This window comes from Pseudomonas sp. OV226 (genome assembly GCF_003148705.1).
Classification (GTDB): domain Bacteria; phylum Pseudomonadota; class Gammaproteobacteria; order Pseudomonadales; family Pseudomonadaceae; genus Aquipseudomonas.
On the sequence record NZ_QGGS01000003.1, the window covers coordinates 33577 to 52916 of the forward strand.

The window sequence follows — 19340 nt, forward strand, 5'->3', positions numbered from 1 at the left end:
CTTCCCCGATCAGCCAAGCCGCAATGCAACCTGTAGCAGCTGGCGAAGCCTGCGTTCGGCTGCGCAGCAGTCGTGAAATCAGTGTTCGCGGTGTTTCAGGAAGACTCTGCAAGCAGGGTTTACGACTGCTTCGCAGCCGAACGCAGGCTTCGCCAGCTGCTACAAAGTGTGTCGCGGCTTAACGCTTGTTGAGCCCCCGCGCCAATCGATCCCCGCCCAACTGAATCACCGCCACCAACACCACCAGCAACACAATCACCGTCAGCATGATCTGGCTGTCGAATCGCTGATAGCCATACCGATACGCGATGTCGCCCAATCCGCCGGCACCAATCGCCCCGGCCATGGCCGACGAGTTGATCATCGTCACCAGCGTAATCGTGAAACCGCCGACAATCCCCGGCAGCGCCTCGGGCAGCAGCACATGCCAGACAATGTGCCAACGCCGGCACCCCATCGCCTGCGCCGCTTCGATCAAGCCGAAATCGACCTCACGCAAACTGACTTCGGCGATGCGCGCAAAGAATGGCGTCGCGGCAATGGTCAGTGGAACCACCGCCGCCCAGACGCCATACGTCGTGCCGACAATGAGCCGGGTAAACGGAATCAGCGCTACCATCAAAATCAAAAACGGAATCGAGCGGAACAGGTTCACGAATGCGCCCAACGCGCGGTTCAGCGTCGGCGCTTCGTAGATGCCACCCTTGGAACTGGTGACCAGAAACACCGCCAGCGGAATGCCCACCAGCAGCGCGATCAATGACGATACGCCGACCATCAGGAAGGTGTCGATGAAGCCTTGCAGCAAGCGATCAAACCACATAACCCAGCACCTCCACCTGTTGCGCCCATTGGCTGGCGCGCTGGCGCAGGTCTTCGGCATCGAACGGTGAGCCGCTCACCGCCAACAACAACTGCCCCAGCGCATGGCCCTGAATCCGTTCCACGCCACCCTGCAACAACTTCACCCGGCCGCCGAGGGCGGCGAATAATGCCGCCAGATCCGGCTCATCGCTGGCGCTGCCGGTGAACTGCAAACGCAGCACCACAGCGGCATCCGGGCTCTGCGATTGCGCTCGCAAGCGATTGTGCAATTCCTCCGGCAAGGCGTGTTGCAGCGGCGCCAGCAGCGTTTTGCTGACCTCGTGCTGCGGATCGCCGAACACTTCCCACACAGGCCCCTGCTCGACGATCTTCCCGTGCTCGAGCACCACGACGCGGTCGCAAATATCGCGGATCACCGCCATTTCGTGAGTGATCAAAACGATGGTCAAACCCAGGCGCTGATTGATCTCGCGCAACAGGCCGAGGATCGATTGGGTGGTCTCCGGGTCCAGCGCCGAAGTGGCTTCGTCGCACAGCAAAATCGCCGGGTCATGCACCAGCGCACGGGCGATGCCGACGCGCTGTTTCTGCCCGCCGGACAGCTGCGCCGGGTAGGCCTGGTGCTTGCCTTGCAGGCCCACCAGTTCCAGCAGTTCACGAACCTTCTGCTCGCGTTTGTCCTTGGGCACACCGGCGACTTTCAGCGGCAACTCGACGTTCTGCCACACCGTTTTGGCTGACATCAGGTTGAAGTGCTGGAAGATCATGCCAATGCGCCGACGCAGCGCCACCAGACGGTCTTCATCGAACTCGCCGATGTCCACCTGATCGATCAATACGCGACCGCTGCTCGGTTGTTCCAGACGGTTGATGGTGCGGATCAACGACGATTTGCCGGCGCCGCTGCGGCCGATGATGCCAAACACTTCGCCGCGCTGTATCGCCAGGTCGACGCCGTGCAGTGCCGCCACCGGGCCTTGTTGGCCGTCGTAGGTTTTGCCCAGGCCAATGAAACGCACGTGGGCGCGGTTCAGGTCCGGGTGCAGTTCGGTTTGTATAGCGTTATGGGGCTCTGGAATCTCCAGTCGCCGTTGGGTGGCTGCCGTCATCCTCAGCTTTCCCAGCCAGCTTGGTAGAGCTTGCCGTGAGCCTTGTCCAGTGCGGCACGAACGGCCGGTGAATGCTGATAAATGTCGACGAATTTGATCAGGCGCGGGTCGGTTTTACTCTTGGGCTGGATCACGAACTGGATCACGTATTCCTTGTGGTCGAGGCCGTCGAACAGCAGCGCAGAGCCGGCATCGAACGTCTTCGCCAGACGGATGTAGGCCGGGTAGCCCTGGACCAGATCCGCATCGTCGTAGGCGCGCACCAGTTGCACGGCTTCGACTTGCAGGATTTTGATGTTCTTCGGATTGGCGATGATGTCGTCTTCGGTGGCCTTGTAGCCCACGCCCGGTTTGAGCGTGATCAGCCCTGCCTTGGCCAGCAGTTGCAGACCGCGACCGCTGTTGATCGGGTCGTTGGCGATGGCGACGCTGGCGCCTTGCGGGAGCTCCTCGAAACTTTTGTATTTCTTCGAGTAGAGGCCGACGTTGTTGATGATCCCCGGTGCGAACGGCACCAGGTCAAAACCCGAGGCGGCCTTGGCGTTTTCCAGGAACGGGACGTGCTGGAAATAGTTCACGTCGATGTCGCCAGCCGCCAAGCTGACGTTGGGGGCGATCCAGTCGCTGAACTCCACCAAATCGACTTGCAGGCCTTGTTTTTTGGCTTCTTCGACGGCGGCCTCCAAGGGGATGGCGAAGGCGGCGGTGGTGCCGATTTTCAATGGCGCGTCGGCGGCGAAGGTAATGGAGCTGAAGAGGCCGAGGGCCAGAGCCAGTGCTTTGACTGGGTGGGAGAGGTCGTACTTTTTCATGATGAGTTATCCAGTCAGTGCATTAAGTTTGTGGTGCTTGGTAGGGCCTCATCGCGAGCAAGCTTTGCTCCTACAGGTATGGGTGTGGCCCATAAAAAAGGCCCCCCTGAATCTGTAGGAGCAAGGCTTGCCCGCGATGCTTTTAGCGGCGAAACGCCGAGCCAGTGTGTTGCTCAGGCAAAAGCGCCTCTGCGTGAAACAGTTTTTCGCGCAAGCTGCCCGCGTCATAAGCGGTCTTGTACGACCCGCGGCGTTGCAGCTCCGGGATCACCCACTCAATGAAATCCACATAGCTTTCCGGCGTGACAATCCGTGTCAGGTTGAAGCCGTCCAGACCGGTTTCGGCGATCCACGATTCCAGTTCATCCGCCACTTGTTCAGGCGAACCCACCAGCGTGATGTAGCGGCCACCGAGCGCGTGTTGCTCCAGCAATTTGCGCCGGGTCCAATCGTTGTTTTGCAGGTTTTTGGTCGCCGACTGAATCGCGTTGCTCTTCACGTACTGGATCGGTTCGTCGATGGCGTACTCGGAAAAATCGATGCCGGTAGACGCCGAGAAATGCGCCACGCCAGCCTCGGCACTGGCGTAGCTCAGGTACTCGGCGTGCTTGGCCCAGGCGAGTTCCTCGGTGGCGCCGACAATCACGTTCAGCCCCATGAACACCTTGATGTCCTCGGGTTTGCGCCCGGCCTCGACGGCGCTGGCACGCACCTTGTCCACCTGGATTTTGGTCGACGGTTTGTTCTGGCCACTGATGAACACGCACTCGGCATGCCGACCGGCGAACAGCAAACCGCGATCCGAACTGCCGGCCTGAAACAGCACCGGTGTACGTTGTGGCGACGGCTCGCACAGGTGATAACCCTCGACCTGATAGAACTCGCCCTTGTGCTCGACCTTGTGCACTTTGTCCGGTTGGGCATAGATCCGCTGCTCGCGGTCGTTGAGCACCGCGCCGTTTTCCCAACTGCCTTCCCAGAGTTTGTAGAGCACCTCCAGGTATTCATCGGCCTGGTCATAACGACGGTCGTGTTCCACCTGCTCGCTCAGGCCCATGGCCTTGGCGGCGCTGTCGAGGTAGCCGGTGACGATGTTCCAGCCGACCCGGCCGCGGCTCAGGTGATCGAGCGTCGACATGCGCCGGGCGAACAGGTACGGCGGTTCGTAAGTGAGGTTGGCGGTCAGGCCGAAGCCGAGGTTTCTGGTTACCGCCGCCATGGCCGACACCAGCAGCAGCGGGTCGTTGACCGGCAGTTGGATCGACTCCTTGAGCGGCACCTCCACCGAGTTCTGGTAGACGTCGTACACGCCGACGATGTCGGCGATGAACAATCCGTCGAACAGCCCGCGCTCCAGCAATTGCGCCAGCTCCGTCCAGTATTCGATCGTCATGTACTGCGTGGAATTGTCCCGTGGATGGGTCCACAGGCCGTGGTTGATGTGCCCGACGCAGTTCATGTTGAACGCGTTGAGCAAGATCTTCTTTTTGGCGTCGGCCATCAGATGGTCCCTCGTAGCGGAGGGTTTTCATCGTTGAGGTAGTAGTTGCCCACTGCGTGATATTTCCAGCGCACCGGGTCGTGCAGGGTGTGCACGCGGGCGTTGCGCCAGTGTCGATCCAGCCCATGTTCGATCAAGGTGGCTTGGCTGCCGGCCAGTTCAAACAGCGTGCTGCCGGCGGCGAGGGAAATCTCGGTACTGATGGCCCGGGCTTCGGCGACGGCAATCGAGGCGGCGGCGACGGTTTCGGCGTTAGTTGCGGTTTGAGCGATGTCGAGGAATTCACCGGCGCGTTCCAGCAGGGCTTCAGCCGCATGCAAGCGAATGCTCAAGTGGCCGAAGCTTTTGAGGGTCAGCGGGTCGTCAGTGGCTTTTTCGTGGGTGGCGTCGATCCACGGGCGGGTTTTGGTCCGGACAAAATGCAGCGCGTCTTCATACGCCGCGCGGGCGATACCGGTGTCGATGGCCGCGTGAAGAATCTGCGCCAACGGCCCGACGGTGGTCGGGCGTTCGAACGCGCTTTGAAAGGGGATCACGTCCTCGGCCGCCACATACACGTCTTCGAACACCACCGAACCGCTGCCGGTGGTGCGTTGGCCAAAGCCGCTCCAGTCGTCGATGACCGTCAGGCCTTGGCTATCGCGCGGGACGAACGCCAGTTGCTGCACGCCGTTTTCATCCACCACCGAAGTGGGAATGCGTTGCGCGTAAATGGCGCCGGTCGCGTAGAACTTGCGACCGCTGATGCGATAACCGTCGCCGTCACGCTTGAGGCTGGTGATGCGCTCGTGCGCGGTTTTTGTGCCGAGCTCGGCGAGCGCATTGCCGAAGCGCTGGCCGGCCAATACCTCGGCGTACAAGCGTTTTTTCTGCGCATGGCTGCCGTTCACGCGCAGCACTTCGAGGGCATAAAAATGATTCTGCGGGATTTGCCCGAGCGAGCCGTCAGCCTGGGCAATCAAGGCGATCACCTTGGCCAGCGTCACGTTGGAAACCCCGGCGCCGCCGTACTCCTTTGGCACGCTGATGCCCCACAGGCCCGAGCGGGAAAACACTTCCAGTTCCGGGTGCGGCAGTCGGCGTTCGCGGTCGCGCAGGGCACTGTCGCGTTTGAAGTCTTCGGCCAGATCGCTGGCGACGACCAGGGCTTGCTCGTCGCTGGTGATGACCGCGACGTGGTGAGAATAAGTCATGTGTTTCTCCAGAGATCTGGTCAAAAAAGGGTGCTGGTCGTCAGATCCAGGAATGCCGCGCCGGCAAGGTGCCGTTGAGGTGATAGGTGCCGACGGCGTGATATTTCCAGCGCACGGGGTCGTGCAGCGTGTGCACGCGGGCGTTGCGCCAGTGGCGGTCGAGGTTGAATTCGGCGAGGGTGGCGCGGCTGCCGGCCAGTTCGAAAAGCTTTTCGCTGGCCAGCAGCGAGATCTCGGTGGTCAGCACTTTGGCTTCGGCCACGGCAATCGAAGCGCGGGCGGCAGACTCGGGGGTGAGGGGGGCGGCGTTGACCTGGTCAAGCACTTGCCCGGCCTTGCGCAGCAACGCTTCGGCGGCGTGCAGCTCGATTTTCAACTTGCCGATGTCTGCGATCACATACAGGTCATCGCTGGCCCGTTCGACCTTGGCGTCGATCCACGGACGGGCGCGGGTTTTCACGAAGTCGATGGCATCATCGATGGCGCCCCGGGCAATCCCGGCGTCGATGGCGGCTTGAATCAGTTGCGACACGGCGCCCTGAATATTCGGCTTATCGTTGATCTTCCAGTTATCCACCACCAGCTCGGCATCGACCCGCACGTTGTTGAGCAAAATAGTGCCGCTGGCAGTGGTGCGCTGACCGAAGCCCGACCAGTCATCAACGATGCGCAGCCCCGGGGTGCCACGACGGACAAAGGCCAGCACTTGCTTGCCGTCATCGTTCAGCGCCTTGACTGCGACCCAGTGGGCGAACAGCGCGCCCGTGGAGTAAAACTTCTGGCCATTGAGGACAAAGCCGTCGCCGTCGGCGGTAATGCGCGCCTTGAGCTCCAGGGTGTTTTTAGTGCCGCGTTCAGGCCCTGCATTGCCGATGCGCCAGCCGTCGAGCACGCTTTTGAACAGCTGCTTTTTCTGCGCTTCAGTGGCGCTGCCAAGCACCAGGTTGAGAATGCCGAACTGGTTTTGCGGGATCTGTCCCAGTGCCGGGTCTGCTGCGGAAATGATCGCGAAGACTTCGGCCAGGGTGACGAACGAAACCTGTGGGCCACCGTATTCACGCGGGATGGCAATGCTGCCCAATCCGCTGCGGGTGAACTGTTCGATTTCCGACCAGGGCAACTTGCGCTGCCGGTCACGTTTGGCCGCGTGCAGACGGGCGACTTGCGCCAGCTCATGGGCGGCTTCGATGGCTTGAGCATCGTTGCGCAGGACCTGTGCGGGCAACAACAACGGGGCGATGTCCAGATCACTCTGAACGTGGGCTTCTGCCAGACTGGACATCAGTGCCGCTCCTTGGCTGCACGCAATGCCCTGGCGATCTGCACTGGGGTGATTGTGTTCCGGACCATACCTACCTCACATCTCATGGGATCGCCGCGTGGTGGCGACGAATAAAAACAAGAATGTCCGGTGGTCCGGTGCATATACCCTAAGCGTGTATAAAAAATTAATAAACTAACTTTTAGGAATATACATAGAAGGGGTGGCATACACCCATTTGATGAGTGTGCGCATACCCCTGTAGCAGCAGGCTTCGCCAGCTGCTACAGGATCGAGATCGCCCAGTGCCACAGAGAGATCAGCGTTTTCGGGGTTCAGCGGCCATCAACATGTCCTTGGGCGGCACCTTCAGATACGGATTCGCGCAGCCGATCTTCAGCCAGCGCGGTGGCGCCCAGCGTGAGTTATTGCCCACGTGGTCGAGGATGCAATACGTCACTTCCAGCCGCAGGTCTTCACCCGCTTCGAGAATGATCGCCGGCGGCACCCACACCTGAATCGGCTGGCCTACTTCGTCCGCCTTGAGCCGGGGCAGGTCCATGCGCACATCGCCCCAACGCAGGGTGATTTCGTCGTCGATGGCCATGTTCAGGTAAGGCTCGATGGTCAACGGGACGCCGCGTTTGATCTGATTCGGATTGACTCCTTGGCGGCGGATAGTCTCGGGGATGCCGACGGGTGCAAGGTTTTGGTTTTCGTCGCCGCCCTGGGCGGAGTGCGGGCCGCCAGGGCCATCCAGTTTGATCTGGACGCGGGTGGCCGGTGACAACGCCGGGTCTTGCCCGACCTGCATGACCTTGTAGTGGATGCGTGCGCAGCCGTTAGCGATGAAACTTTGCGGCACTCGCAGGCTGATCACGTTGCCGCTGTCGTCGGCAGTCAGCACCCTGGAGGCGACGTAGCAGTTGTTCCAGAACAGTTCGATAAGGTCGCCTGCGTCCATGCGGGAGTAGGGTGCGATGTCGATCATGAGGTGAGCCGCCGAGATCATGTTGACGCCGGCCTTGTGCGATTGCGCCAGGGTCGGGGCCGCAAGTTCGGGTGTGTTCGAAGTGCTTGTCATGGGGTTTCTCCTTGAAGCCTTGCAGCGAAGTTCCGTTTCTGAAAGATCAAAAGGCGTGCATTACCCAGCAACATAACGGCTCATTATTGGGCCGTTAAATAATGATTGAGTGCGAAAGTTGGCGCCTGTTGGTGACTAGATAAGAGTGCGCTTGAATAGGTGTCAATAGAGCTGGCTAGTTAAGTGCTGGATAACTTGTTATTCAGAATAATCCTACGTGGTGAAGTTAATAAGCGTCAGCGCTTCGTCGAATATGACCACGGTTTGAAGGCGCGTGAGGGCGGGCAACGGTCAAAAGTCGCAGCGTCGATATAAACGAATTCCAGGCGGGAAAGATCTGTTGCAGGACATATATATGTACCGCACAAAGTGTTGGATGAATTATCTAAAGTGTGAGCTGGAAAAGTAGCTTAGAAGGGGGGTGTCGCTGGGGTAGTTGTTACTTCCGTCCATGGAAGTTAACAAGTAGTTGCGCGCGACTCAGGAGTGGGCGTTGTTCAGAAACTTGCTGAGGAACTGTTTTGTCCGTTCTTCTTTCGGGTTGGCAAACAACGCTTTTGATTCGCCTTGCTCGACGATCACGCCCTTGTCGAAAAACACCACGCGATTGGCCACGTCCCGGGCAAAGCCCATTTCGTGAGTGACGATGACCATGGTGCGCTTCTCCTCGGCCAGGCCGCGGATGGTCGCCAACACTTCACCGACCAGTTCCGGGTCGAGCGCCGAGGTCGGCTCATCGAACAGGATCACTTCCGGTTCCATCGCCAGCGCACGGGCAATCGCCACACGCTGTTGCTGACCCCCGGAAAGGCGTCGCGGGTAAGCATCTTCCTTGCCCGCCAGCCCCACCTTGGCCAAGAGCTTTTTGCCCAGGGCAATGGCTTCGGCCTGCGGGATCTTCTTGACGATGATCGGGCCTTCGATGACGTTTTCCAGCGCAGTGCGATGCGGGAACAGGTTGAAGTTCTGGAACACGAAACCCACGTGTTGACGCAAGCGTCGCACCAGGCCTTGCTGCTGGTTCAGTGGACGGCTGCCATCGATCTCGATATCACCGACCTTGATCCGGCCGCTGCTCGGCTCTTCCAGAAAATTCAGGCAACGCAGGAACGTGGTTTTACCCGAGCCACTGGGCCCGATGATCGCCACGACCTCGCCTTCCTTCACTTCCAGATCGATGCCATTGAGCACCACTTGACCCTTGAACTGCTTTGTCAGTTTTTCCACGACAATCATTGGGTCAGGACTCCTGGTCGTGCCGATTGACCCGTGCTTCCAACTGGTTTTGGAGGTGCGACAGCACCGTGGCCAGAACCCAGTAGATCAGCGCGGCGGCAAGATACATGGTGAAAATTTCAAAGGTGCGGGCGGTAATCAGCTGCGCCTGACGGAACAGTTCCGGCACCTGGATGGTAGCGGCCAGCGCCGTGTCCTTGACCAGCGAAATGAAGCTGTTGCCCAACGGCGGCAAGGCCGTGCGCATCGCCTGCGGCAGGATGGCCCGGCGCAGGGTTTGCGCACGGGTCATGCCGATACTCGCGGCGGCTTCCCATTGGCCGCGCTCGATGGAGCTGATCGCGGCACGCAGGATTTCGCAGGCATAGGCGGCCATGTTCAGCGAGAAGCCGATCAGGGCCGCTGGCAGCGGATCAAGTTCGATGCCCAATTGCGGCAAGCCGTAATAGATCACGAACAGTTGCACCAGCAACGGCGTGCCGCGAAAGAACGACACGTAGATGCGGGCAATCCAGCTCACCAGCTTGAAGCGCGACAGGCGCATCAGTGCCAGGCCGAAACCCATCAGCAGGCCGAAAAACATTCCGCCCAGGCTGAGGATCACTGTGTAGTACGCGCCCTTGAGTAGAAAGGGCACGGAATCCAGTGCGAGTTGGAAAGCTTCTTCCATTATTGAGTGACGTCAGCGTTGAAGTATTTTTCCGAGAGCTTTTTCAGGGTGCCGTCGGCGCGCAGTTTGTCGATGGCCTTGTTCACAGCGGCCAGCAACTCAGGTTCGCCTTTGCGCAGGGCGATGCCGGCTTCCTGGCGAGAGAACGCGTCGCCGGCGGCGGAGGTGTCCTTGGCTTTCTTGGCGTACTCCAGAGCGGCCAGACGGTCGATCAGAATGACGTCGATGCGCCCGACACGCAGGTCCTGGAACTTGGTTGGGTCATCTTCGTAGGTGCGGATGTCAGCCTTTGGCACATTGGTTTTCACCCACTCTTCGTAGTTGGTGCCCAGGCCAACGCCGACTTTCTTGCCAGCCAGGTCAGCGGCGGACTTGATGTTCAGATCGGCGGCCTTCTTCGTCAGCACCAGCGCCTGAATCCCGGAAACGGTGTACGGCTCGGAGAAGTCGTACTTCTTCTTGCGCTCTTCAGAGATGGTCACCTGGTTGATGACGGCGTCCAGACGCTTGGATTCCAGCGCCGCGAGGATGCCGTCCCATTTGGTGGGTTGCAGCTTGACCTTCACGCCCAGCTCTTTGGCCAGGGCTTCGGAGAATTCGACTTCGAAGCCGGACAGTTTGCCGTCGGCGTCGACGAAGCTGAACGGTGGGTAAGTGCCTTCCAGGCCGACGTTGATAACGCCAGCGTCTTTGATTTTTTGCAGTTGCTCACCGGCAACTGCTTGCCCCAGCAGACCAGCGCTCAGCGCCAGGCCCAGTGAACCTACCAGCAGGTTACGACGTAGTGCGGAAAAATTCATGACAAGCCCCTGTGTTTTCTTATGGAAGACGCATTAGGAAAGTTGGCAAATTCGGGAATTGAACGACTGCAATATCCTGCCCTAAAGCAGCATATGCGTCTTGCTACAAATTCGCCTGCGGCGTGACTATATGATGACGCCTATAGAATTGAAAATACTCAATGCTGTATTTTATATTCTTAAATTGCATATAAGATTGGATCGTTCCCACGCTCCACGTGGGAACGCCTCAAGGGACGCTCCGCGTCCAGTGACGCAGAGCGTCACGGGCTGCACTCCCACGCAGGGCGAGGGAGCGATCAGTCAGCGTCTCGGTTAGAGAAAATCCTTGTAGGCAAACAACGCCGGAGCCCCACCGGTGTGCAAAAAGATAATCGGTCCTTCATCGAATCGCTGGCGACCGATGCCGTCCAGCAACCCGGCCATGGCCTTACCGGTATACACCGGGTCGAGCAGCAAACCTTCCTGACTGGCCAGTAGCTTCACCGCTGCCAGTGTCCCGGCATTCGGCTCGCCATAGCGCGGTGCGAAATACTCGTCCCACAACTCGACCTTGAAGCTCGCCGGCAACTTCACGCCCAACAACTCGGCGGTACGCTCGGCCAGGCCCTGCACCTTCGGGCGCTGGTCTTCATCGCTACGGGAAACCGTGACACCAATCACTGGCAAATCCGGCAGTGCTTCACTCAGCGCCAACGCCAAACCGCTGTGGGTGCCGGCGCTGCCGGAGGCCAGGACCACGGCAGCAAATTGTAGCCCGGTGTCCTTGATCTGCTCGGCCAGTTCCAGGCCGGCGCGCACGTAACCCAATGCGCCCAGCGCATTCGAGCCGCCTATCGGCACCAGATAAGGATTTTTGCCGTTATTGCGCAGTCGTGTGGCCAATGCCTCCAATTGCTCATCGGCGTTGTCGAGGTTTTCGACCAACTCGACCTTGGCATCGAACAGGTCCAGCAACAGACGATTGCCGTTACCGATGTAGTTGGCGTCGTCGGTGCCCAGCGGGTTTTCCAGCAGCGCAACGCAACCCAGGCCCAGTTTGGCGGCAATGGCGGCGGTCTGGCGCACATGGTTGGATTGCAGCGCCCCCGCGGTGATGAGCGTGTCGGCGCCTTGTGCCAGGGCATCGGCGGCGAGGTATTCGAGCTTGCGCAGCTTGTTGCCGCCCATGGCCAGTGGCGTCAGGTCATCGCGTTTGACGTACACATCGCGGCCCAGCCAGGTCGACAAGCGTTCAAGTTTTTCCAGGGCAGTGGGGTGGCCGAGTAAATCGAGACGGTTAAAGCGAGCGAGCTGTTGTTTGATCATGGGTCCGTACTGGCGCAGAAAGATTGTCAGGACTATAGGCACGCCCATTTGCCTGGGCAACCGCCAATCGCTTATAGCCAAAGATTCTTAACTCTGCACAATTGGTTCTTAATTCGACCTCAAGACCTTGCCGTAAAGTAATGGCCGTTAATGCGGCCAGACTGTCCGGCCGCCTGTGAGGAGTTTTTTACCGTGAGCGAGCGTTCCAGTCATTGGCAACTGCAGACCATCGTCAGCCAACTGCGCGCGGCGCGTGATCAGTGGCGCGCACAAAATGGCCGCGCCAGCACAGAGCAGGGCGGTCGCGAATTGCCTTCGCGGGCGGCCATGGCGGACATTCTTGAGGCGCTGTGCGGGGCGTTGTTCCCGATGCGGTTGGGGCCGGTGGATTTGCGCGAAGAGAGTGAAGACTTCTACGTTGGCCACACCCTAGATGTGGCGTTGAACGCGCTGCTGGCTCAGGCTCGACTCGAATTGCGCTATGCCGCCCGCCACAGTCAGCAGGCCGACTCTGACATCGAAGCCAAGACCATTCAGATCATTCAGGACTTCGCGCTCGCCTTGCCGGGGCTGCGCAGTTTGCTGGATACCGATGTGCTGGCGGCCTATCACGGCGACCCGGCGGCGCGCAGTGTCGATGAAGTGTTGCTGTGCTATCCGGGCATTCTGGCGGTGATTCACCATCGCCTGGCCCACCATTTGTATCGCGCCGGTTTGCCGTTGCTGGCGCGGATCAGCTCGGAAATCGCCCACTCGGCCACCGGTATCGACATTCACCCTGGGGCGCAGATCGGTCGCAGCTTCTTTATCGATCACGGGACCGGCGTGGTGATCGGCGAAACCGCGATTATTGGTGAGCGCGTGCGGATTTATCAGGCGGTCACCCTGGGCGCCAAGCGCTTCCCGTCCGATGAGGACGGTCAATTGCAGAAGGGCCATCCACGGCACCCGATTGTTGAAGATGACGTGGTCATCTATGCCGGGGCGACGATTCTGGGGCGGATCACGATTGGCAAGGGCTCGACCATCGGTGGCAACGTCTGGCTGACCCGCAGCGTGCCGGCGGGCTGCAACTTGACACAGGCCAATCTTCAACACGATGACGGGACGCAGAAATAAACCTACAACGGATCATTCCCACGCTCTGCGTGGGAATGCCTCAAGGGACGCTCCGCGTTCCAGTTCATCCTCAAAAACCCTCCTCTTACCCCTCCTTGAGCTAGCGTACGAACAGTACCGCCGAGCCTTGCGATTAGTCCTTAGCAGCCTATCCATGTTTAACTTGAACGTTCATTCAAGTTAAACCGGCCGTTCGCGGCCCGCTCACAACAGGAGGCTTGCCTTTGCTGAGTCCGATTTCTACAGCCATGTTCAATCCCTTCGCGGTGCACGTTTCATGAGTGCATCGTCCCTCCCAGCGGTTTGATCCGCATGAATCCGCCGGTTTTTTACTTCTCGGCGAGCTTCATTCTGTTGTTCGGCATCGTTGTTATCGCCATGCCCGAACAGGCCGGTGCCTGGTTGCTGGCGGCGCAAAACTGGGCGGCCAACACGGTCGGCTGGTATTACATGCTCGCGATGACCCTGTATCTGGTCTTCGTGGTGGTCACCGCCTTGTCCGGCTACGGCAAGATAAAGCTCGGTGCCGACCACGACGAACCCGAATTCAGTTACCTGTCCTGGGCCGGCATGCTGTTCGCCGCAGGGATCAGCATCACGCTGTTTTTCTTTTGCGTGTCCGAACCGCTGACCCACATGCTCCAGCCGCCACAAGGCGAGGCCGGTACGGCGGACGCGGCACGTCAGGCGATGCAGATTCTGTTTCTGCACTGGGGCCTGCACGGCTGGGGCGTGTTCGCTTTTGTCGGCATGGCGCTGGCCTACTTCGCCTACCGGCACAACCTGCCGCTGGCCCTGCGTTCGGCGTTGTATCCGCTGATCGGCAAGCGCATCAACGGCCCCATCGGTTATGCGGTGGACGGGTTCGGCATCATCGCCACGGTGTTCGGTCTTGGCGCCGACATGGGCTTCGGCGTACTGCACCTCAACTCAGGGCTGGACTACCTGTTTGGCATTGCCCACACCCAGTGGATTCAGGTCGGCCTGATCACGCTGATGATGGGCGCCGCGATCATCGTTGCGGTCTCCGGCGTCGATAAAGGCGTGCGGGTGATGTCCGACATCAACATGCTGCTGGCCTGCGCGCTGCTGCTGTTCGTGTTGTTCGCCGGCCCCACGCAGCACTTGCTCAACACGCTGATCCAGAACCTGGGCGACTACCTCGGCGCCTTGCCGATGAAGAGTTTCGACCTGTACGCCTACGACAAACCGAGCGACTGGCTCGGCGGCTGGACGGTGTTCTACTGGGCCTGGTGGATTGCATGGTCGCCGTTCGTGGGCCTGTTCATCGCGCGGATTTCCCGTGGCCGCACCATCCGTGAATTTGTCTTCGGCGTGCTGCTGATTCCGCTTGGTTTCACCCTGGCGTGGATGTCGATCTTCGGCAACAGCGCCATCGATCAAGTGCTCAACCACGGCATGAGCGCGCTCGGCATGTCGGCCATCGACAACCCGTCAATGACGCTTTATTTGCTACTGGAAACCTACCCGTGGAGCAAAACCGTGATTGCCGTCACGGTGTTCATCAGCTTCGTATTCTTCGTCACCTCGGCCGACTCCGGCACCGTGGTGCTGTCGACGTTGTCCGCCAAGGGCGGCAACCCGGATGAAGACGGGCCGAAATGGCTGCGGGTGTTCTGGGGCGCGATGACGGCATTGGTGACCAGCGCGCTGTTGTTCTCCGGCAGCATCGATGCGCTGAAGTCAGCAGTGGTGCTGACCTCGCTGCCGTTTTCGTTGATCTTGCTATTGATGATGTGGGGTCTGCACAAGGCGTTTTATCTGGAGTCCCAGAAACAGATCGCGCAACTGCATTCGCTGGCACCGGTTTCCGGGTCAAGGCGTGGCAAGGGTGGCTGGCGACAGCGTTTGAGCCAGGCGGTGCACTTCCCGTCGCGCGATGAGGTGTATCGTTTTCTGGATACGACGGTGCGGCCGGCGATCGAGGAAGTGTCGGCGGTGTTTGTCGAAAAGGGTTTGAACGTGATCACGCAACCGGACCCGGTCAACGACAGCGTCAGCCTGGAAATCGGTCACGGTGAACAGCATCCGTTTATCTATCAGGTGCAGATGCGCGGTTATTTCACACCGTCTTTCGCCCGAGGCGGCATGGGGTCCAAGCAAATCAACAACCGGCGTTATTACCGGGCCGAAGTGCATTTGAGCGAAGGCAGCCAGGACTACGATCTGGTGGGTTACACCAAGGACCAGATCATCAACGACATCCTCGATCAGTACGAACGGCACCTGCAATTCCTGCACTTGGTGCGTTGATCCAGACGGACAGGCGCCGGGGCTTTATCAGGCCTCGGCGCTCATCACCATGAACAGCACCAACGCCGCCACCGGCACACTGAACACCACCGTGCCGATCACCAGCTCTGAACTCAAGGGCTGGCCGGCCGTGACCACGCCAACGGCACCGTTGATCACCGTCAGCGCCAGCCACAGGATCACAAAGCTGTAGATCAGTGTCTGGCGGCTGAAGCCGATTTTTTCGCCGATGAACAGCATCAGGGCGAGGAGGGCCAGGCCGAAGGTGATGATGATTGCTGTGTGCATGGTGAGCTCACCTGGTCGTTGTGTGTCGCCTGATAAACCGCTATCGCGAGCAGGCTCACTCCTACAAGGATCACCGCGATCCCTGTAGGAGCGAGCCTGCTCGCGATTAGCGTCGCTGCAGTGTCAGTGTGAGCTTAGTTAAACCAACCCACCATTGGCCCGCAAAATCTGCCCGTTGACCCAGCCCGAATCCGGCCCCGCCAGAAACGACACAACACGAGCAATGTCTTCAGGCTGACCCAAGCGCTCCAGCGGCGGCATCTTGGCGAAGTTCTGAATCTGCTCCTCACTCTTGCCCTGCAAAAACAACTCGGTGGCCACCGGCCCAGGTGCCACGGCATTGACGGTGATGCTGCGCCCGCGCATTTCCTTGGCGAACACTTGGGTCAGCGACTCCACCGCCGCTTTGCTGGCGATGTACACCGCATAACCCGGCAAGTTAAGGCCGACGGTGCTGCTGGAAAAATTGATGATCCGTCCGCCACCGTTCAAGCGCGTCGCCGCTTCGCGCAACGTGTTGAACGTGCCGCGCGCGTGGATGTTGAAGGTCTGCTCGAACAGTTCATCCGTGTGCTGCGCCAAGGGCATGACCTTGAGGATGCCAGCGTTGTTGATCAGCACATCGACCTTGCCCAATTGCGCCTCAGTCTCGTCGAACATCCGGCGCACGTCGTCGGCGCTGGCTACATCAGCCTTGATCGCTATGGCTTGATGACCGGCCTGACGCAATTCCACAACCAGCCTTGAGGCTTCAGTGGCGCTGCTGGCGTAATTGATGGCGACGGCAAAACCGTCGCTGGCCAGTTGTTTGGCGATCACTGCGCCGATGCCGCGCGAGGCGCCGGTGACGATGGCAACTTTTTGGTGAGTCATGGCGTTGAATCCTGATGAGGTGGGTTGCTGGGTGTGAGGCCAATTTCACATGTTTACTCAGGCCGATAAATGCACGAGAGTTGCCTTGACTGTTCAATAATCGCCAACAATCGGAGGCTCACGTGGATCAAGTCAAAGCGATGAAGGTGTTCGTGCGGATCTACGAGCGCAGCAGCTTCACCCTGGCGGCCGAAGACTTGAACCTGCCCCGCGCAACGTTGACTCACACCCTGAACCAGTTCGAAGCCTGGCTAGGCACACGGTTGCTGGAGCGCAGTACGCGCAAGGTGCGTGCGACCCTGGACGGCGAGGCGTACTACTTGCGCTGCGTGCAACTGTTGGCGGAGCTGGAAGAGGCCGAGCTGGCGTTTCGCGGTTGCGCGCCGAAAGGCCGATTACGGGTCGACCTGCACGGCACGCTGGCTAAAAATTTTGTGATCCCCGCGTTGCCGCAATTCATGGAGCGCTACCCGGAGATCGACCTGTCCATCAGCGAATCCGACCGCTTTGTCGACTTGATCGCCGAAGGCGTCGACTGCGTGCTGCGCGCGGGTACGCTGACGGATTCGGCACTGGTCGGTAAACGCATCGCCAACCTGCGCCAGATCACCTGCGCCAGCCCCGCGTACTTACGCAAATACGGCGAACCGAAAACCCTCGAAGACCTCAAGCATCACCGTGCGGTGAACTACGTTTCGCGCACCACGGGCAAGCTGTTTCCGTTTGAATTCAGAGTGGACGGCGAGATCAAGGAAGTCGCCATTGACGGCGCGCTTTCAGTGTTCGGCGCGGAAATCTACGCCGCCTCGGCGATTGCCGGATTGGGGCTGATCCAGTGCCCGCATTACCGGATGGAAACGCAGATTGCCCAAGGACTGGTGCAGGAAGTCCTCACAGATATACCGCCACCGGCGATGCCGGTCTCCGTGTTGTATCCGCACAACCGACACATGTCGCCACGGGTCCGGGTGTTTGTGGATTGGTTGGGGGAGGTGTTTGCGGGGGCGGGGTAGCCGGTGGTCTACGGTCACTCTGACCGGCTTGCATTCCGCTAATATTTATCAGAGTGTGTATCGTGTGTATAAGTCTTGCGGTCATCGCGTAATGTGCTCGGCAGATGCTGCCCACAAGGACGAAGGTGATGCGAAGTCGGGAAATGATCAGGATGATCGAGGAGGATGGTTGGTATCTGGTGGCCGTAAAAGGCAGCCACCATCAGTACAAGCATTTGTATAAGTCAGGCAGGGTAACGATCAAGCACCCTGATTCGGATCTTCCAAAAGGGACGATCAACAGCATATTGAAACAGGCGGGTCTGAAATGAGGCCCGACGTCGGAAACGCGAGCCTCGATGAGGCCACATCACAGGAAGGACTTACCGAAATGAAATTCCCGGTCGTTCTGCATAAGGATGCCGACTCAGAATACGGAGTGATTATCCCGGACGTACCGGGCTGCTTCTCCGCAGGCGGTACTGTGGCGCAGGCATTTGAAAACGTAAAAGAAGCGTTGTCTTTGCACTATGAAGGTCTGGTGGCCGATGGTGATCCGCTGCCGCAGGTGCGTGAAATCGATGCTCACCTCGATAACCCGGATTACGCGGGCGGTGTGTGGGGAGTGGTCGAGTTTGATATCACGCCTTATTTCGGCAAATCAGTGCGCTTCAATGCCACGTTGCCTGAACAGTTGCTTGAGCGTATCGACCAGACAGTCAGCCGCGACCGGCGATATAGCTCAAGATCGGGATTTTTGGCGGCTGCTGCGCTGAGAGAATTGTCGGCGTAAACGTTTATGAATCGAAATATGTGAAACGTTTCAGCATTTTCTCGAGTCCGAGGTTTATCGGCGCTTGTCCGGGCGTATGCTTGGCCGCTTGCGAAGCAGTCGATACCACATTCAAGACCGACAAGAGAGGATTCGATGACCTACACCGCTGCCGAAAACCGATACGACTCCATCCCTTACCGCCGCGTGGGGCGCAGCGGTCTGGTATTGCCGGCGTTGTCGCTGGGCCTGTGGCACAACTTCGGCGACAGCACGCCGATCGACACCCAGCGTTCGTTGTTGCGCACGGCGTTCGACCTGGGCATCAATCACTTTGACCTGGCCAATAACTACGGCCCGCCGTACGGCAGTGCCGAGATCAATTTCGGCCGATTGCTGCGTGAAGACTTCAAGCAGTATCGCGATGAGCTGATCATCTCCAGCAAGGCTGGCTGGGACATGTGGCCCGGTCCTTACGGGCAGGGCGGTGGTTCGCGCAAATACGTGCTGGCCAGCCTGGATCAGAGCCTGCAACGGCTGGGCCTGGACTATGTGGACATTTTCTACTCGCACCGCTTTGACCCGGACACACCACTGGAAGAAACCGCCAGTGCACTGGCGACCGCTGTACAACAAGGCAAGGCGTTGTACATCGGCATCTCGTCCTATTCCGGGGTGAAAACCCGTGAGATGGCGGCGCTGTTGAAAGAGTGGAAAGTGCCGCTGCTGATTCATCAGCCGGCGTACAACCTGCTCAACCGTTGGGTGGAAAAGGACCTGCTGGAAGTCACCGACGAACTCGGCACCGGCGTGATTGCTTTCACCCCATTGGCGCAGGGCCTGTTGACCGACAAATACCTCAACGGCATTCCGAAGGATGCGCGGGTCAATCGTCCGGGGGGTGGTTCGTTGCAGTCGTCGCACCTGTCCGAAGCCAACATCGCCCATGTGCGTGGGCTCAATGAAATCGCCAGGCGTCGTGGGCAAAGTCTGGCGCAATTGGCGTTGGCCTGGACATTGCGCGACCCTCGGGTGACCTCGGCGTTGATCGGTGCTAGCCGGCCGGAGCAGATTATCGAGAACGTCGGGGCGTTGAAAAATTTGAGCTTCAGCGCGGAAGAACTGGCGGAGATTGATCGGTTCGCCCAAGAGGGTGGGATCAATCTTTGGGAGAAGCCTTCAACTGCTGAGTGAGCGAGCACTGATCGTTCCCACGCTCCGCG

19 protein-coding genes are annotated in these 19340 nt (G+C 59.3%); 6 read left to right on the top strand and 13 right to left on the bottom strand.

What is annotated here, in order from left to right; genetic code table 11:
• Positions 1 to 178: 178 nt before the first annotated feature.
• The 11 genes from C7534_RS06185 to C7534_RS06240 form a co-directional block, all read right to left on the bottom strand.
• Positions 179 to 823 carry a methionine ABC transporter permease gene (locus C7534_RS06185; protein WP_046031334.1) on the bottom strand — a complete coding sequence of 215 codons (645 nt, stop codon included), beginning with the start codon at positions 821 to 823 and terminating at the stop codon, positions 179 to 181.
• A complete protein-coding gene (locus tag C7534_RS06190; protein ID WP_109785286.1) occupies positions 813 to 1934 on the bottom strand; it encodes a methionine ABC transporter ATP-binding protein in 1122 nt (373 codons plus the stop codon). The genes C7534_RS06185 and C7534_RS06190 overlap by 11 nt, the downstream gene beginning before the upstream one ends.
• Before the next feature lie 2 nt (positions 1935 to 1936).
• Complete coding sequence (locus C7534_RS06195; RefSeq protein WP_109785287.1) at positions 1937 to 2746, bottom strand: MetQ/NlpA family ABC transporter substrate-binding protein; 810 nt, start codon at positions 2744 to 2746, stop codon at positions 1937 to 1939.
• Between the two features lie 142 nt (positions 2747 to 2888).
• Entirely contained in the window at positions 2889 to 4247 is a 1359-nt protein-coding gene (locus tag C7534_RS06200; RefSeq protein ID WP_109785288.1) for an LLM class flavin-dependent oxidoreductase, read from the bottom strand.
• Positions 4247 to 5440 carry an SfnB family sulfur acquisition oxidoreductase gene (locus tag C7534_RS06205; RefSeq protein ID WP_109785289.1) on the bottom strand — a complete coding sequence of 398 codons (1194 nt, stop codon included), beginning with the start codon at positions 5438 to 5440 and terminating at the stop codon, positions 4247 to 4249. Before C7534_RS06205 ends, C7534_RS06200 begins: the two co-directional genes overlap by 1 nt.
• Before the next feature lie 40 nt (positions 5441 to 5480).
• Positions 5481 to 6722: an SfnB family sulfur acquisition oxidoreductase gene (locus tag C7534_RS06210; RefSeq protein ID WP_046031329.1), complete on the bottom strand. Its 1242-nt coding sequence runs from the start codon at positions 6720 to 6722 to the stop codon at positions 5481 to 5483.
• Between the two features lie 298 nt (positions 6723 to 7020).
• Positions 7021 to 7785: a hypothetical protein gene (locus C7534_RS06215; RefSeq protein WP_077432245.1), complete on the bottom strand. Its 765-nt coding sequence runs from the start codon at positions 7783 to 7785 to the stop codon at positions 7021 to 7023.
• Between the two features lie 480 nt (positions 7786 to 8265).
• On the bottom strand, positions 8266 to 9021 hold the full coding sequence (gene tcyN, locus C7534_RS06220; protein ID WP_077432246.1) for an L-cystine ABC transporter ATP-binding protein TcyN: 756 nt from the start codon (positions 9019 to 9021) through the stop codon (positions 8266 to 8268).
• Between the two features lie 4 nt (positions 9022 to 9025).
• Complete coding sequence (gene tcyL, locus C7534_RS06225; RefSeq protein WP_046031326.1) at positions 9026 to 9691, bottom strand: cystine ABC transporter permease; 666 nt, start codon at positions 9689 to 9691, stop codon at positions 9026 to 9028.
• Positions 9691 to 10491: a cystine ABC transporter substrate-binding protein gene (gene tcyJ / locus C7534_RS06230; RefSeq protein WP_046031325.1), complete on the bottom strand. Its 801-nt coding sequence runs from the start codon at positions 10489 to 10491 to the stop codon at positions 9691 to 9693. Before tcyJ ends, tcyL begins: the two co-directional genes overlap by 1 nt.
• Before the next feature lie 315 nt (positions 10492 to 10806).
• Entirely contained in the window at positions 10807 to 11799 is a 993-nt protein-coding gene (locus C7534_RS06240) for a D-cysteine desulfhydrase (RefSeq protein WP_046031324.1), read from the bottom strand.
• Between the two features lie 192 nt (positions 11800 to 11991).
• Between C7534_RS06240 and epsC the strand changes: the two genes are divergently transcribed.
• Together epsC and betT are read left to right on the top strand one after the other, a co-directional pair.
• The gene (gene epsC, locus C7534_RS06245) at positions 11992 to 12918 is read left to right on the top strand and encodes a serine O-acetyltransferase EpsC (protein ID WP_046031323.1); all 927 of its coding nucleotides are present in this window, start codon (positions 11992 to 11994) and stop codon (positions 12916 to 12918) included.
• A gap of 312 nt (positions 12919 to 13230) precedes the next feature.
• Positions 13231 to 15192, top strand: a complete 1962-nt coding sequence (betT, locus tag C7534_RS06250) for a choline transporter BetT (protein WP_109785291.1) — start codon at positions 13231 to 13233, stop codon at positions 15190 to 15192.
• Positions 15193 to 15219: 27 nt separating this feature from the next.
• On the opposite strand, the gene C7534_RS06255 is transcribed toward betT, so the two are convergent.
• Both C7534_RS06255 and C7534_RS06260 read right to left on the bottom strand, forming a co-directional pair.
• Positions 15220 to 15480 (bottom strand): hypothetical protein, encoded by a 261-nt coding sequence (locus C7534_RS06255; protein WP_046031321.1) that lies wholly within the window; start codon positions 15478 to 15480, stop codon positions 15220 to 15222.
• 138 nt (positions 15481 to 15618) lie between these two features.
• Positions 15619 to 16353 carry an SDR family oxidoreductase gene (locus C7534_RS06260; RefSeq protein ID WP_046031320.1) on the bottom strand — a complete coding sequence of 245 codons (735 nt, stop codon included), beginning with the start codon at positions 16351 to 16353 and terminating at the stop codon, positions 15619 to 15621.
• 122 nt (positions 16354 to 16475) lie between these two features.
• On the opposite strand from C7534_RS06260, the gene C7534_RS06265 reads away from it, so the two are divergent.
• From C7534_RS06265 to mgrA, 4 genes are all read left to right on the top strand, one after another.
• Positions 16476 to 17366 (top strand): LysR family transcriptional regulator, encoded by an 891-nt coding sequence (locus tag C7534_RS06265; RefSeq protein WP_109785292.1) that lies wholly within the window; start codon positions 16476 to 16478, stop codon positions 17364 to 17366.
• A gap of 128 nt (positions 17367 to 17494) precedes the next feature.
• Complete coding sequence (locus C7534_RS06270; protein WP_046031318.1) at positions 17495 to 17677, top strand: type II toxin-antitoxin system HicA family toxin; 183 nt, start codon at positions 17495 to 17497, stop codon at positions 17675 to 17677.
• The gene (locus C7534_RS06275) at positions 17674 to 18138 is read left to right on the top strand and encodes a type II toxin-antitoxin system HicB family antitoxin (protein WP_177412223.1); all 465 of its coding nucleotides are present in this window, start codon (positions 17674 to 17676) and stop codon (positions 18136 to 18138) included. Before C7534_RS06270 ends, C7534_RS06275 begins: the two co-directional genes overlap by 4 nt.
• Before the next feature lie 135 nt (positions 18139 to 18273).
• Positions 18274 to 19311 carry an L-glyceraldehyde 3-phosphate reductase gene (mgrA, locus tag C7534_RS06280; RefSeq protein ID WP_109785293.1) on the top strand — a complete coding sequence of 346 codons (1038 nt, stop codon included), beginning with the start codon at positions 18274 to 18276 and terminating at the stop codon, positions 19309 to 19311.
• Positions 19312 to 19340: the final 29 nt, after the last annotated feature.

Bases quoted from the DNA above. Each gene is read 5' to 3' on its own strand.
- C7534_RS06185 (WP_046031334.1), bottom strand. From the start codon at position 823: ATGTGGTTTGATCGCTTGCTGCAAGGCTTCATCGACACCTTCCTGATG.
- C7534_RS06190 (WP_109785286.1), bottom strand. From the start codon at position 1,934: ATGACGGCAGCCACCCAACGGCGACTGGAGATTCCAGAGCCCCATAAC.
- C7534_RS06195 (WP_109785287.1), bottom strand. From the start codon at position 2,746: ATGAAAAAGTACGACCTCTCCCACCCAGTCAAAGCACTGGCTCTGGCC.
- C7534_RS06200 (WP_109785288.1), bottom strand. From the start codon at position 4,247: ATGGCCGACGCCAAAAAGAAGATCTTGCTCAACGCGTTCAACATGAAC.
- C7534_RS06205 (WP_109785289.1), bottom strand. From the start codon at position 5,440: ATGACTTATTCTCACCACGTCGCGGTCATCACCAGCGACGAGCAAGCC.
- C7534_RS06210 (WP_046031329.1), bottom strand. From the start codon at position 6,722: ATGTCCAGTCTGGCAGAAGCCCACGTTCAGAGTGATCTGGACATCGCC.
- C7534_RS06215 (WP_077432245.1), bottom strand. From the start codon at position 7,785: ATGACAAGCACTTCGAACACACCCGAACTTGCGGCCCCGACCCTGGCG.
- tcyN (WP_077432246.1), bottom strand. From the start codon at position 9,021: ATGATTGTCGTGGAAAAACTGACAAAGCAGTTCAAGGGTCAAGTGGTG.
- tcyL (WP_046031326.1), bottom strand. From the start codon at position 9,691: ATGGAAGAAGCTTTCCAACTCGCACTGGATTCCGTGCCCTTTCTACTC.
- tcyJ (WP_046031325.1), bottom strand. From the start codon at position 10,491: ATGAATTTTTCCGCACTACGTCGTAACCTGCTGGTAGGTTCACTGGGC.
- C7534_RS06240 (WP_046031324.1), bottom strand. From the start codon at position 11,799: ATGATCAAACAACAGCTCGCTCGCTTTAACCGTCTCGATTTACTCGGC.
- betT (WP_109785291.1), top strand. From the start codon at position 13,231: ATGAATCCGCCGGTTTTTTACTTCTCGGCGAGCTTCATTCTGTTGTTC.
- C7534_RS06255 (WP_046031321.1), bottom strand. From the start codon at position 15,480: ATGCACACAGCAATCATCATCACCTTCGGCCTGGCCCTCCTCGCCCTG.
- C7534_RS06260 (WP_046031320.1), bottom strand. From the start codon at position 16,353: ATGACTCACCAAAAAGTTGCCATCGTCACCGGCGCCTCGCGCGGCATC.
- C7534_RS06270 (WP_046031318.1), top strand. From the start codon at position 17,495: ATGCGAAGTCGGGAAATGATCAGGATGATCGAGGAGGATGGTTGGTAT.
- C7534_RS06275 (WP_177412223.1), top strand. From the start codon at position 17,674: ATGAGGCCCGACGTCGGAAACGCGAGCCTCGATGAGGCCACATCACAG.
- mgrA (WP_109785293.1), top strand. From the start codon at position 18,274: ATGACCTACACCGCTGCCGAAAACCGATACGACTCCATCCCTTACCGC.